The following is a 14,671-nucleotide window of genomic DNA, read 5'->3' as shown; positions in this document are numbered from 1 at the left end:
CAAACCAAATTAAAGCGCCTAAATGGCGCTTTTTTATTATTTGTAAATTATTATCTAATAATTTTTAGTAATTTCATCCTGTCGTACTATGCTTTTAGCACACCTATTAAAATGGATTAAGGCATGGCAAAGTTGGTATTAGCAATTGATGACGACAAATATGTTCATCATATAATTGAAGAGTCTTTAGCAGGGTTTTGTAAAATAATTCATGCAAAAGATGGCGATGAAGGATTAAGGCTAACCAATAAATATAACCCTGATATTATTTTACTCGATATTGAAATGCCAGGTATGTCAGGCTATGACGTATGTAAAACGATAAAGCAAAGTGAAAGCACTCAAGATATTCCCGTTATGTTTCTCTCATCTAAAATAGAGTTAAGCGATCGGGTAAAAGGTTATAGTGTTGGCGCATCTGATTACATTACTAAACCCTTTAACGCAGAAGAGTTAATAGCGCGTATAAAAGTGCTTTACGAATATCGACAGCAATGTGCAAAGCTAAAGCTGGATATAGCAAAAGCGAATAAAACAGCGGAAATAGCGATGACAGAGTCGGGCGATATGGGCCGTATAATGCGCTACGTTGGACAAAGCTATCACGCTAATAACTTTCAATCGTTGAGTGAGCACTTTTTTGCCTTTTTTGCTCCTTTAAATTTAGATGTTGTGGTTGTGTTTTGGTATCAAGGAACAGGTGTTTTTTATAGCCAGCAAAGCGGTGTTTGCCCGTTAGAGCAAGAGCTGCTGGAGCAACACAGACAAGCTCAACGATTTGTTGATATTGGTAGTAGTACTATAATTAATTACCCCAAAGTATCCCTTTTGATAAAAAATATGCCAGTTGATAACGATGCTTTGTACGGGCGCTATAAAGATCTGTCCCCGCATATATTAGAAGTAACCAACGAGAAGGTTATTACCATGGAAAGAAGCGAAAGCAGTTATGAGCAGGCAGCTCAAATAAGTACAGCCCTTCAAGATATTGTTAAGCAGTTAACTACTCAAAATATAGAGCAAAACAAAAGTACTAAAGTGTTTATAGAGCAGCTACATGAGCTTGACTGCGCCATTAAGCTACAACAAACACAAGCAAACCCTGCCGATCTCACCTTATATATATCTCAATTAGATCAAACAATGCAGTTATTTGTATCGGCTAATAGTGATTTAGCTTTTATCAAATATCAGCTTAAACAAGTTGCCGAAAGCCGCAATGAGCTTATATCTAATTTACGCACTAAAGCGGAAGCCGCAAAGGTCAATACTAATCATCACAGTGATATAGAGCTATTTTAGTGCTTTAAAGTAAAGCGGTTGATATACTACAGGCGTATTTTATCGTCGGAGTTTATTGTGGTTATTCAGTGTGCTTTTAAAGAGTTACGTCCTTATTTAAATGAATTAGAAACACGCTTTGGTTTAGCCCAATGGGCGCAAAATTGCAGTGGCTTTAGCTTACATTACGACGATAAAGGGTTAAGCCTATTTAAAACCGATGAGCCTAAACTAGGTGCAATTAATGTTGATTTTGTAACAGGTGCGGCCGCCCATAGGCGCAAGTTTGGCGGTGGTAAAGGGCAAGCTATTGCCAAAGCAGTTGGCTTAAATAAAGGTGCAACGCCTGTTGTACTTGATGCTACCGCAGGCCTTGGACGAGACGGCTTTGTACTTGCCTCGCTAGGGTGCAAAGTCATATTACATGAACGTCATCCGGTTGTTGCAGCCCTTTTATACGATGGGTTAAAGCGAGCCTATAGCGATATTGAAATTGGTTTGTGGATGAAAGAAAACATGAGCCTAATATTTGGCTCAAGCCATACTTTGCTCTCTCAGTGCGAAAGCATGCCCGATGTTGTTTATTTAGATCCTATGTTTCCGCATCGCGAAAAATCAGCATTAGTTAAAAAAGAAATGCGCGTATTTCAAGAGCTAGTTGGTGCAGACAACGACGCTGACGATTTACTTGATTTTGCTTATCCACTTGCCAGTAAGCGTGTCGTTGTAAAACGCCCTGATTACGCGCCATTCTTAAACGAAAAAACCCCAAGTATGCAGATCAAAACCAAAAAGAACCGTTTTGATGTTTATGTAAAGGCGGCAATGGTTTAAACATCAAAACAAATTGGTGGTTTATCCCTAGAATTTACCCATGTAAGAATCGTTATATTGGCTTGGATCTTAGGATCTAGCCTTTTGAATCTAGGATCTTATTACATTTTCATGTTAGAATTTGCGCAATTTTTTGGCATAGCAAAGTAGCACAGTAATGATCTTAGATGATATTCGCATTGTTTTAGTTAACACGTCACATTCGGGCAATATTGGTTCGGCGGCTCGCGCCATGAAAACCATGGGTTTATCAAAACTTTATTTAGTTGATCCTGCTTGTGAAATAGACAGCCAAGCAAGTGCTTTAGCTGCAGGCGCAACTGATGTTTTGGGCAATGCAGTTATTGTAGGTACTGTTGAAGAAGCTATCGCTGACTGTACATTAACAATTGGCACAAGTGCGCGTTCTCGTACGCTTTCGTGGCCAATGGTTGAACCACGTGAATGTGGTGAAAAACTCGTTGCTGAAGCTGTAAATGGTCCTGTAGCGCTAGTATTTGGTCGTGAAAACAGCGGCTTAACTAATGAAGAATTACAGCTTTGTAATTACCACGTATGTATTCCTGCTAATCCTGAATACAGCTCGCTAAATTTAGCTATGGCGGTACAAACACTTAGTTACGAAACACGTATGGCGTTTTTAAATCAACAACCTAAAAAGGTTGAAGAAGACGATGCTGTTTACCCAAGCTCAAAACAAACAGAACTGTTTTATGAGCACCTTGAAGAGACGCTTTTCAAAACCGGCTTTATTATCAAACAGCACCCTGGTTTAGTTATGACTAAATTACGTCGTTTATTTAACCGAGCTCACCCTGAAGATGCCGAAATGAATATTTTACGCGGTATTCTCACCTCAATTAATAAGTCTATCCCTAAGTAACTTAGGTATAGCTATTAGTTATAAAAACCAATGGGTAAATAACTAGCTAATACTTGACTAAAATACTCAGGTAATTACAATGGCTGTAATACTTGACCAAAGAGGTCAAGTATTGAAAGTTTGTTAACTCTACAATTTAAAAAGTAAGAGTTTATAAATCAAATTTTTATCAAGTGATAATACTTGACTAATTTACTCTGGTAATTAAAATTTGCACTCTTTTGTGCAGGGGGCGTTATGAAGTTAACATCAAAAGGCAGATATGCCGTTACAGCTATGCTGGATGTTGCACTACACACAGGTGTAGGTCCTGTAGCCCTTGCTGATATTTCACAAAGACAAGAAATTTCTTTGTCTTACCTTGAACAATTATTTGCTCGTTTACGTAAAAATGGCCTAGTAAGTTCTGTTCGTGGACCTGGTGGTGGTTATTTACTAGGGCGTGAAGCGGGCGTTATCTCTGTTGGCGATATTATTAGCGCCGTAGACGAATCGGTCGATGCAACACGTTGCCAAGGTGCCGATACCGGCTGTCAGAGTGGTATGCGTTGTTTAACACATAATTTGTGGTCAGACTTAAGCGCACGCATAGAAGAATTTTTGAATAATATTACCCTTGCTGAATTGGTGGAAAAATCAGATGTGAAAGAAATAGCATCGCGCCAAGATAACAGTATCAATAATGCAATTAAGCAGTTGGAAAACATTCAAGTAAGCTGTCAACTTTAAGGTTGACCTGCAGCGGAGAGAGAAATGAAGTTACCGATTTATTTAGATTACGCAGCGACCACGCCTGTTGATGAACGTGTTGCTAAAGAAATGATGCAGTGCCTGACAATGGACGGTAAGTTTGGTAATCCTGCGTCACGCTCACACCGTTTTGGTTGGCAAGCAGAAGAAGCTGTTGACCAAGCGCGTACAGATATTGCTGATTTAATTAATGCAGACCCACGTGAAATTGTTTTCACATCGGGTGCAACAGAATCAAATAACCTTGCTATTAAAGGTGCAGCACAGTTTTACAAGAAAAAAGGTAAGCACGTTATTACCGCTAAAACTGAGCATAAAGCTGTAATCGACACATGTCGTGAGCTTGAGCGCCAAGGTTTTGAAGTAACTTACATGGACGTTGAAGAAAACGGCCTACTTGATTTACAAAAACTTGCCGACACAATGCGTGACGACACAGTACTTGTAAGCATCATGCACGTTAATAACGAGCTAGGTGTAATTCAAGATATCGCGACTATTGGCGAAATGTGTCGCGAACGTAAAATTATGTTCCACGTAGATGCAGCGCAAAGCGCGGGTAAAGTATTAATCGACGTGCAACAGCTTAAAGTTGATTTTATGTCGTTCTCTGCACATAAAGTGTATGGCCCTAAAGGTGTTGGTGCACTTTACGTTCGTCGTAAACCACGTGCTCGCCTTGAAGCGCAAATGCACGGTGGCGGACATGAACGCGGTATGCGCTCTGGTACACTAGCAACTCACCAATTAGTGGGTATGGGTACTGCGTTTAAAATTGCTAAGCAAGATTTCGAAAAAGATCACGCACACATCAGCGCCTTACGTAATCGTTTAATCGACGGCATTATGGCTGACATGGACGAAGTATACTTTAACGGCACACAAGACCAATCAGTACCGGGTATTGTAAACATCAGCTTTAACTTTGTTGAAGGTGAGTCGTTACTTATGGCAGTAAAAGACATTGCAGTATCGTCAGGTTCAGCCTGTACATCTGCAAGCTTAGAGCCTTCTTATGTATTACGTGCACTTGGCCGTAACGACGAATTAGCACATAGCTCAATTCGTTTTAGTATTGGCCGCTTTACTACCGAAGAAGAGATTGATTACACCGTCGAATTAATGAAAAACTCTATCGGTCGCCTACGTGAGATGTCTCCACTTTGGGAGATGCATCAAGAAGGTATTGATTTAGATTCAGTTGAATGGGCTCACCACTAATAGTGTGAGCACATACCCTAGCAGGTAATGAGGATAGAATAATGGCTTATAGTGATAAAGTAATTGACCACGTAGAAAACCCACGTAACGTAGGTACTCTAGATAAGAACGATCCGTCAGTGGCAACGGGTATGGTAGGCGCACCAGCATGTGGTGACGTAATGAAACTGCAAATTAAAGTATCTGCCACTGGCGTTATTGAAGATGCAAAATTCAAAACCTACGGTTGTGGTAGCGCAATTGCTTCATCTTCACTTGTAACAGAGTGGGTTAAAGGCAAAACGCTAGACGAAGCAGCGACAATTAAAAACACTGATATCAGTGCAGAGCTTGAGTTGCCACCAGTGAAAATTCACTGTTCAATTTTAGCCGAAGACGCAATTCAAGCAGCAATTGCAGACTACAAAAGCAAACAAGCGAAGTAAGAAGAGAAACTCATGGCAGTGACATTGACAGATGCGGCAGCAAACCGCGTACAATCATTTTTAGCAAACCGCGGTAAAGGTTTAGGCCTGCGCGTTGGCATTAAAACGACGGGCTGTTCAGGTCTTGCTTATGTACTTGAGTTTGTTGACGATTTAAACGAAGACGATGAAACTTTTGCGGCTAAAGGTGTTACATTAATTGTTGACGCTAAAAGCTTAGTTTACATTGACGGCACAGAGCTCGACTACACTAAAGAAGGCTTAAATGAAGGGTTTAAATTTAATAACCCGAATCAAGCAGATGAGTGTGGTTGTGGCGAAAGCTTTACCGTTTAAGCTTTAAATATCTTTGTAGTATAAATAAGCCCTGCCAGTTAATGTAGGGCTTTGTTATTTCTGAATATTATTGGTTGAAGTTATGCGTTACTTTGAATTATTTGCAGTCCCCGTTGATTACAATATTGATTTAGCAACGGTTAACAAGCACTACTTGGAATTACAGCGTACTGTACATCCCGATCGCCACGCGAATGCGAGCAGCCGCGATAAGTTAATGGCTGTGCAAAGCACTGCCGAAATTAACGATGCGCTACAAACGTTAAAGCACCCAGTAAAACGTGCCGAATATATGTTGAGCGAGCTAGGCGTTGATATTCGTGCAGAGCAGCAAACCTTGCAAGATCCAATGTTTTTAATGCAGCAAATGGAACTTCGCGAAGAACTTGAAGAGCTAACATCAGCTAGCGATCCTGATACCGCCATTGCAAATTTTGAAAAACAAATTAAGCAATTAAACGCGCAATACAGTGCACAACTTGCTGAGCAATTAGCAAGTAACGATGAGCAGCAATATCAACTTGCCGCAGATAATATTCGTAAACTGAAGTTTGTTTATAAGTTACGTGAAGAACTAGAGCGTATCGAAGACAGTTTATTTGACGATTAATTACTTGCTGCAAAGCGAGCAACACGAGTTTAAAGAGCATTATGGCATTATTGCAAATTGCTGAGCCGGGGCAAAGCGCGGCACCACACGAACATAAACTAGCGATTGGTATTGACCTTGGTACAACTAATTCTTTAGTTGCAACAGTGCAAAGTGGCGAAGCCCGCACGTTAACTGATGATCTTGGCGCGGCTATGTTACCGTCGGTTGTTCGTTATCAAGCAGGCGGTATTACTGTTGGCGCAGAAGCTGCACAAGCAGCAACGCAAGACCCTGCTAACACACTTATTTCGGTTAAGCGTTTTTTAGGTAAAACTCAGGCTGAAATAGAGCAAAGTTATGGGCAACTACCGTATGAGTTCTGTGAGCACAATGGTGCGCTAGCAATAGAAACTGCGGCAGGTAAAATTAGTCCAATTAAAGCATCAAGCCATATTTTAGCTGCATTAAAAGCACGAGCTGAGCAAAGTTTTGGTAACCAAGAAATTTTAGGGGCTGTAATCACAGTACCAGCGTACTTTGATGACGCGCAGCGCCAAAGTACTAAAGATGCCGCAGAGCTGGCTGGTATTAACGTACTACGTTTATTAAATGAACCAACAGCAGCAGCGGTTGCTTATGGTTTAGATTCAGGCCAAGAAGGTATTATTGCTGTTTACGATTTAGGTGGTGGTACGTTTGATATATCAGTACTTAGATTACACCAAGGTGTATTTGAAGTAATGGCAACCGGTGGCGACTCTAGCCTCGGCGGCGATGACTTTGATTCGCTCCTTGTTGATTACTTTAAGCAGCAAACAGGTGTGTCAGCATTATCACCTTCAGTTTTGCGTTTATTCATCAATAAAGCAAAAGCGTGTAAAGAAGCATTAAGCCAATACGCTAAAGTAAACGTGGGTCTTGAGTTTGACGATCAAAAATACACCGTTGAAGTAACGCGCGAAACGTTTGATGAAATGGCTATGCCACTAATTAAAAAAACGCTGCGCTCGTGTCGTCGTGCTGTAAAAGATGCTGGCATTGAAAACGAAGAAGTGCTGCAAGTTATTATGGTAGGTGGTTCAACCCGTATGCCATTGGTACGTAGCCAAGTACAAAGCTTTTTTGATAAAGAGCCGCTAACTTCAATCGATCCTGATCGTGTTGTAGCCTTAGGTGCCGCGCTTCAAGCCGACGTGTTAATTGGCAATAAGCCCGATTCTGACATGTTATTGCTTGATGTATTACCGTTATCGCTAGGCCTTGAAACTATGGGTGGTTTGGTTGAAAAAATCATTCCGCGTAATACAACGATTCCGGTAGCACGCGCACAAGAATTTACAACGTTTAAAGACGGTCAAACAGCCATGTCATTACATGTGCTGCAAGGTGAGCGTGAACTTGTTGATGATTGTCGATCGCTTGCTAAGTTTAGCTTAAAAGGTATTCCACCAATGGCGGCAGGCGCTGCGCATATTCGTGTAACCTTTAAAGTTGATGCTGATGGCCTATTAAGTGTTTCAGCTATGGAAAAATCAACAGGTGTACAAGCTGAGATTCAAGTTAAGCCTTCGTTTGGTTTATCTGATGATCAAGTAGCTAACATGCTAAAAGAATCAATGAGCAACGCTAAAGGCGACATGCAAGCGCGTATGCTTAAAGAGCAACAAGTAGAAGCGTTGCGTGTTATAGAAGCGCTTAATGCATCACTTGAAGCCGATGGTGCATTACTTGACGATATGCAACTAGCTAACTTACGCGCTGAAATTGCAGAACTGGTAAAAGTGCGCGAAAATGCACAAGAGCCTGGCGAAATTAAAGCAGCTATCGAAAAAGTCGATAATGCGAGTAGCGACTTTGCATCGCGTAGAATGGATGCATCAATTAAAAAGGCCCTTACAGGGCAGTCAGTAGACAACATTTAAGAGAGATTAGAATGCCACAAATTGTTTTTCTTCCACATCCTGAATTATGTCCTGACGGCGCTGCAATTGAAGCTCCTACAGGTCAAACGGTACTCGACGCTGCGCTTAAAAATGGTATTAGCATTGCGCATGCTTGTGAAAAATCGTGTGCATGTACTACGTGTCACTTAGTGATTCGTGAAGGATTTGATTCACTTGAAGAAAGTGATGAGCTAGAAGACGACATGCTAGATAAAGCATGGGGCTTAGAGCCTGAATCACGCCTTGGTTGCCAAGCAATTATAAGAGATGAAGACCTAGTGGTTGAAATACCTAAGTACAATCTCAATATCGTTAATGAAGAGCACTAGTTTTTAACGATGTATATATTAAAAGCCGCTGTTTGATACAGCGGCTTTTTTGTTTGTGAATTGTAGGCGTGACAAGCAAAGCTCGTAAGTTATTTTGTAGGCAAGCAAAGCTTGCTGGCGTTATGTGTTTTAACTCTAGGTTATAAATATAGAAGCTGCGCTTCTCATGTGAGCAAGCTCAACGTCTACAGCAAATTTTAAATTATATATTTATTTTGTAGACGAACAGCTTGCTGGCGTGATGTGTTTTAGCTCTAGGTATAAATATAGAAGCTGCGCTTCTCACGTGAGCAAGCTCAACGTCTACAGCAAATTTTAAATTATACATTTATTTTGTAGACGCACAGCTTGCTGGCGTTATGTGTTTTAACTCTAGGTTATAAATATAGAAGCTGCGCTTCTCACGTGAGCAAAGACCCTAAAATGTTAGTCTTGGCTCTATGCCACGCATTAAAAGCTAACACCTTAAAACGTAATTTTGGAGGTTTATTTTGAGTAATCTTATTTTTTCTGACTCATTTATTAACGGCGAATTTTATAAAACTGATACGCGCTTTAGCGTTAACGATCCCGCTACCGAAAAAAGTATTGTTGAAGTAAGCGATATTGACGAGCAGGGTGTAAATAGCGCAATAACCGCAGCTCAATGGGCTTTTGTTAAGTTAAAAACGACAAATGCCACTGAGCGAAGCGAAACCTTGATGCGCTGGTATGAGCTAGTAATAAAACACAAACAAACACTTGCAGAGCTGATGACTAAAGAGCAAGGCAAACCACTCAAAGAATCTCTTGGTGAGATTGATTACGGTGCAGGTTTTATCAAATGGTTTGCAGAAGAAGCCAAACGTAGTTACGGAGATGTAATTCCGCCAACAGATGACTCGCACCGTTTAACCAGCTTTAAGCAGCCTGTCGGTGTTGTAGCTGGTATAACGCCGTGGAACTTCCCTATTGCTATGGTTACTCGTAAAGTAGCGCCAGCTTACGCTGCGGGCTGTAGCTTTATATTAAAACCTTCTGAGTACACACCACTTTGTGCTATTGCGCTTGCTCATCTAGCCGATCAAGCTGGTTTTGTTAAAGGTGCATTTAATGTACTGGTTTCTCAAGATGCCAAAACAGTAGGCAAAATGCTGACTGATTCAGAAGTTGTGCGTAAGTTTACATTTACCGGTTCTACCGGTGTAGGTAAGCAGTTGCTATCGCAATGTGCAGACACAATTAAACGCACCTCGATGGAGCTTGGCGGTAATGCACCTTTTATTATTTTTGATAATGCTGACTTAGATGAAGCTGTTGAAGGGCTAATGGCGGCTAAATTTAGAAACAGTGGGCAGGCATGTGTTGCTGCAAACCGTATTTTTATACAGCGTAATATTCTCGACAAAGTACTGTCAAAAATCACGCCTAAGGTTGCAGCGTTAAAAGTGGCAAATGGTTTTGAAGACGATGTTGATATTGGTCCACTCATTTACCCTAAAGCCAAAGAGAAAGTGCAGCAGTTAGTACAAGACGCACTCGATAAGGGCGCGACGCTGATTGGCGATAATAGTGACTTAGGTGGCAGCTTTCAAAATCCATTAATAGTAAACAATGTCACTACAGAGATGGATATTTACCACGAAGAGGTATTTGGTCCAGTATTGACGGTTATTCCTTTTGATGAAGAAAGTGAAGTGCTTGCGCTTGCTAACGATGTACCATTTGGCCTAGCAGCATATTTTTACAGCCAAAACATTAAGCAAGTCTACCGAGTTAGTGAAGGGCTTGAATTTGGTATGGTCGGCGTAAATGAAGGTGTTATATCAAACCCAGTAGCGCCATTTGGTGGTGTTAAGCAATCTGGTTTGGGTCGAGAAGGCGGTCATCAAGGGCTTGATGAGTACTTAGAAGAAAAGTACGTGTGTATTAAAATATAACGCCCGTTAAGTTTATGAGCGCGAATTTACTTCGCGCTTTTTTATGACGTTAATATGGCAGATATATGAACTTTACCTTTTACTGTTGCTACACAAAGCACTAAATGCTACCTTTGGGCACATATTTTTTGTTAATAAAACAATACAAAAAAACAAATAAAAAGTAAAAGTATTTCTATAAGTAGAAATAACCCCGTGTGTAAATGCCACCGTCAGGTGGCATTTTTTTGTTTGAATAGTCATAGACTGTAATAAGCACATTTTGAATAAAGATATTACTTTATAGGTGCTAACTTATAGGTGTGTAACCAGGTAAGTTATCAAAATCTACCTCATCTAGCTGCTCTGGGTTAGCATATTCGTTGATATAATTTTTATAGACTTCTGACTCAATAAAAATAGCAAAAATATCAGGATCAAGGTGATTATTACTAACCATGTTCCCTAGAATATTCAAACATTCACTTACCGGTTTTGCTTTTTTATAGGGCCTGTCTACGGCAGAGAGTGCTTCAAAAATATCCGTAATAGCCATTAACCTTGCAGGCACCGACATTTGTTCTTTGGTTAAACCTCTTGGGTAACCAGTACCGTCAAGTTTTTCATGATGACCTAATGCATATTCAGCTACATTACTAAGATGTTTAGGGAACGGCAAAATATCTAATATATTTTTAGTTATATCCATATGGCGTTTCATGATTTCGCGCTCACCTTGGGTAAGTGTACCGCGTCGTATCATGAGGTTTTCTACTTCATCATCAGTCAGTAGAGGTGTTTCTTCGCCGTTTATTTTAAGCGAATACTGTTTTGATATTCTCAGTATATGGGCTTGTTCTTCTTCGCCCAAAAACTCACCGCCAATATTTACCCGCTGTAATAATGCACGGTCGAGAGCTAGTTGTTTAAGCTCAGTTTCAAGCAATCGTTCAAATTGTAAAACCTCAACCGACTTATTCTGTTTTATTGCTGAAATAATTTGCTGCTGATAAGAGAGTTCTAAATCTCGACTAATTATTTCAAACTTAGCATCAATAAACTCTATGCGATCGAAAATAGTCTCTAACTTGGTCGACTTTTCCATAATATGATCAGGAGTAGCAATTTTCCCACAGTCATGTAGCCATCCCGCAACACTTAGTTCATGGCGATCCTCTGGGCTCATTATAAAATCTGCTAGTGGACCTTTATCTATTTTATGCACTGCATCAGCAAGCATTAACGTCAGTGCTGGTACCCGCTTACAGTGGCCGCCCGTGTGAGGAGACTTTTCATCTATTGCCATTGCGATAGCTTCGGCAAACGTTGAAAAAAGCACTTCCATATCTTTAACTAAAGTAGAGTTAGTTAGTGAAATAGCGCCTAAAGAGGCAAAAGATCGAATTAGAGTGACGAGCTCTTCACTAAAAGGAATGTTTTTATTTTGCGCATCTTTTACATTTATAAGCTGGATTACACCAATAATGTCATCTTCATGATCTTTTAAAGGAATTGTTAGCATGGACTCAGAACGATAACCCGTGCGAGCATCCATTTTGCGTGCAGCGCTCATATCAAAAGGCAAGGCATCATACACGTCAGGAATATTTATTACTTCCCCTGTATTAACAGAATGCGCAACAATAGCGGTGTCATTTGGTTTGCCATCAATAAAAAGATCTATATTAGGAAAATCAACAGGACCACCTAATGTGCCGCCTAAATAAAGATTCAATGATTTGTTTATTACTGTTTCAAACTTTAGTTGTTTGTTTGAGGTAATAGAGTAAATGCTGCCAGCATCAGAATTTGCTATCGACATTACAACTTGCAGTATTTCATCAAGTAACTTAGACGAGTTTTTTTCGGTTGTTAGTCTAATGCTAATATCGATAAAGTGTTGAAGATTTGTTTTGTCTTTAATGTGCTGTCGCATATGTTTACTACTTTTGAGTATGTTTGAAGGCACCATTCCAATCCTTAGCTAGTGTTTGCAAATCAGAGCCCTTAATACGTTCAATAAAAATGGCATAAATGTTGGGGCTAAATACGGTTGTACTGTGTAGTTCTTTAAATAAGCTAAGTGCTTGTGGCCAGTTTTTATTATAAAAAAGCGTCATGGCCTGCTGCGACTTTTTAACTTCATTTAACTGCTCTTCATTGAGCTTATCTGTAAAGTTTATAGGCTCAAACAACTGTACAGCAGCTGTTTTACCAACAACTTGCACTTTATCTATTAAACGAAATGAAATATGAGGGCATTTTTTCATTGTCTCTTCTGTAACAAGAATAGCTACGCCATAAAATTTGGTCAAGCTTTCTACTCTAGCACCTAAATTAACAGTATCACCAAGAACTGTATAGGCTTTACGATAAACCGAACCCATATCACCTACATTCATGTCACCAGTACTTAAACCGATACCTATTTTTATTGCAGGCTGGTTGTTTTCTGCAAATAACTGATTTATTTTCGTTAACCCGTGGATCATAGACATTGCGGCTTCAACACCATGGCGAGCGTGGTTTTCATCTTTCAGTGGGGCATTCCAAAATGCCATCACCATATCGCCTACGTACTTATCAATAGTTCCGTGATGATCAAATATGATTTTGGTAATAGCTGTAAGATATTCGTTTAAATATTCACTTAACTGATGAGGCGACATACTTTCTGATAGTGAAGTGAAGCTACGTATGTCGGCAAACAACACCGTCATATTTTTTCGCTCACTTTTTTGAGATAAACTTTTACCTTGCAGTATCATTTGGTTTATACGCTCAGGAGGAACATATTGGTCAAACATAGATTTTATTTTTCGGCTGTGTTTCATTTCAGCGATAGAGCCTACAATGATGTAATAACCGGCTAATATAATGATGAGTAAAAGAGGCATTAATAAAGGTAAACTAATTTTTTGTACTGACCATAAATAAACGTTTAAAAATATAACGACACTTGTGACTGTAAGAGACAAAACAATAATAAAACGTGCGCTCTTAGCGTGGCTAAAAAACGACAGTACGCAACCCGTCAATGCAATAATTAGTAAGCTTGCTCCCTGTGACCAATTAGGTTTAGATGGCAGTAGCTCTGGGTGCATTAACCCTTCAAATATATTGGCATGAACCTCCACACCAGGGTATTGCAAACCAACAGGTGTTGATCTTAAATCAGCAAGCCCTACGGCGGAAGTACCAATAAAGGCTACTGTGCCTTCTAATTCATCTAAACCAATTTTTTTGGTCAAAATATCGGTAGCCGAATAATAGGGAAAGCTATGCGCACGCCCTTTGTAAGGAATTAATATTTGCCCATACTCATCAGTTTGAATCCACTTATTTTGAAACTTTATACCTTCGAATAAGGTTATACCATCTAACCTATTGGAACGGGTTTCTATGTTTTCAGCAAGAGTATAAAGTCGAGCAACTTCAAGTGCTAAAGACGGATAAAGCTTATCGCCAACTCGATTTATAAGAGCTGCTTTACGTATAAAGCCATCTTCGTCAATATGTGCATTAATAAAGCCGGTGCCCGTTGCAGCATTTTGTAACTGTGGAATATTTACAATAGCACCAGGAAACTGGTTTATTTGTGAATTAGCGTGCTCTTCGCTTGCCCATACAACACTGTTTTTAGCTGGCAAGTTTTGATTAGTTAGTTGTTCATCAATTAGTAAAAAACCAAGAACAGTATCATTTTTAGATAATGCGCTTGCTAGTTTTGTGTCTGCATCGACTTGTTTAGTAATTTCAGCAAAGGGGATGGTGTACTTTTTTGATAAATCAGGAATTTCAGACATAATTTTTGTAACAGGGTTTTCTTCCTGTTCAGAAAAAAATATATCGAATGCAATAACAATAACACCTGCATCGCTAAGCTTTGTAACAAGGTCTGCTAATTTTGAGCGACTCCAAGGAAAGCGTCCTTGTTCTTGCATGCTCTTTTCATCGATATCAATTATTACAACGGTTTCATCTATGCGCCTAGGCGTCTCTGAAAGCGTCAGTAATAACCGAGAGTCGTATATTATACCTTCTACACGGTTAACTAACTTTGCAAGCGACCCAGTTGAAAATAACTCTATTGATGCAATTAATAATGTAATAACAGTGCCAATAAAAAAATGCTTTGAGGTAATGGGTTTTAAGAAGCTAATGAGTAACGCTCCTTGA

General features: G+C 39.8%; 13 protein-coding genes. 11 read left to right on the top strand and 2 right to left on the bottom strand.

Annotated elements, in window-relative coordinates; translation table 11 throughout:
* The first annotated feature begins 123 nt into the window (after positions 1-123).
* From QT16_RS03435 to QT16_RS03385, 11 genes are all read left to right on the top strand, one after another.
* Positions 124-1,302 (top strand): response regulator transcription factor, encoded by a 1,179-nt coding sequence (locus QT16_RS03435; protein ID WP_039485710.1) that lies wholly within the window; start codon positions 124-126, stop codon positions 1,300-1,302.
* A gap of 57 nt (positions 1,303-1,359) precedes the next feature.
* Entirely contained in the window at positions 1,360-2,115 is a 756-nt protein-coding gene (locus QT16_RS03430; RefSeq protein ID WP_010554084.1) for a class I SAM-dependent methyltransferase, read from the top strand.
* A 157-nt stretch (positions 2,116-2,272) separates the two neighbouring features.
* The gene (gene trmJ, locus QT16_RS03425) at positions 2,273-2,998 is read left to right on the top strand and encodes a tRNA (cytosine(32)/uridine(32)-2'-O)-methyltransferase TrmJ (RefSeq protein WP_002958423.1); all 726 of its coding nucleotides are present in this window, start codon (positions 2,273-2,275) and stop codon (positions 2,996-2,998) included.
* A 237-nt stretch (positions 2,999-3,235) separates the two neighbouring features.
* Positions 3,236-3,727 (top strand): Fe-S cluster assembly transcriptional regulator IscR, encoded by a 492-nt coding sequence (gene iscR / locus QT16_RS03420; protein WP_002958424.1) that lies wholly within the window; start codon positions 3,236-3,238, stop codon positions 3,725-3,727.
* A 24-nt stretch (positions 3,728-3,751) separates the two neighbouring features.
* Complete coding sequence (locus QT16_RS03415; protein WP_002958425.1) at positions 3,752-4,969, top strand: IscS subfamily cysteine desulfurase; 1,218 nt, start codon at positions 3,752-3,754, stop codon at positions 4,967-4,969.
* 41 nt (positions 4,970-5,010) lie between these two features.
* Positions 5,011-5,394, top strand: a complete 384-nt coding sequence (iscU, locus tag QT16_RS03410) for a Fe-S cluster assembly scaffold IscU (RefSeq protein ID WP_002958426.1) — start codon at positions 5,011-5,013, stop codon at positions 5,392-5,394.
* Between the two features lie 12 nt (positions 5,395-5,406).
* Positions 5,407-5,730 (top strand): iron-sulfur cluster assembly protein IscA, encoded by a 324-nt coding sequence (iscA, locus tag QT16_RS03405; protein ID WP_002958427.1) that lies wholly within the window; start codon positions 5,407-5,409, stop codon positions 5,728-5,730.
* 82 nt (positions 5,731-5,812) lie between these two features.
* Entirely contained in the window at positions 5,813-6,340 is a 528-nt protein-coding gene (gene hscB, locus QT16_RS03400) for a co-chaperone HscB (RefSeq protein ID WP_002958428.1), read from the top strand.
* A gap of 41 nt (positions 6,341-6,381) precedes the next feature.
* A complete protein-coding gene (gene hscA, locus QT16_RS03395) occupies positions 6,382-8,244 on the top strand; it encodes a Fe-S protein assembly chaperone HscA (RefSeq protein ID WP_002958429.1) in 1,863 nt (620 codons plus the stop codon).
* An 11-nt stretch (positions 8,245-8,255) separates the two neighbouring features.
* Entirely contained in the window at positions 8,256-8,594 is a 339-nt protein-coding gene (gene fdx, locus QT16_RS03390; protein WP_002958430.1) for an ISC system 2Fe-2S type ferredoxin, read from the top strand.
* Positions 8,595-9,085: 491 nt separating this feature from the next.
* Positions 9,086-10,513, top strand: a complete 1,428-nt coding sequence (locus QT16_RS03385; RefSeq protein WP_039485696.1) for an NAD-dependent succinate-semialdehyde dehydrogenase — start codon at positions 9,086-9,088, stop codon at positions 10,511-10,513.
* A gap of 289 nt (positions 10,514-10,802) precedes the next feature.
* Here the strand turns inward: QT16_RS03385 and QT16_RS03380 are convergent, their stop codons facing one another.
* Positions 10,803-12,464 (bottom strand): HD-GYP domain-containing protein, encoded by a 1,662-nt coding sequence (locus tag QT16_RS03380; RefSeq protein WP_039485693.1) that lies wholly within the window; start codon positions 12,462-12,464, stop codon positions 10,803-10,805.
* The gene (locus QT16_RS03375; RefSeq protein ID WP_307734201.1) at positions 12,436-14,655 is read right to left on the bottom strand and encodes a CHASE2 domain-containing protein; all 2,220 of its coding nucleotides are present in this window, start codon (positions 14,653-14,655) and stop codon (positions 12,436-12,438) included. Before QT16_RS03375 ends, QT16_RS03380 begins: the two co-directional genes overlap by 29 nt.
* Positions 14,656-14,671: the final 16 nt, after the last annotated feature.

This window comes from Pseudoalteromonas distincta (assembly GCF_000814675.1).
GTDB lineage: Bacteria > Pseudomonadota > Gammaproteobacteria > Enterobacterales > Alteromonadaceae > Pseudoalteromonas > Pseudoalteromonas distincta.
Note: the sequence above shows the minus strand (reverse complement) of the source record. Positions and strands in the feature narration are given on the sequence as shown.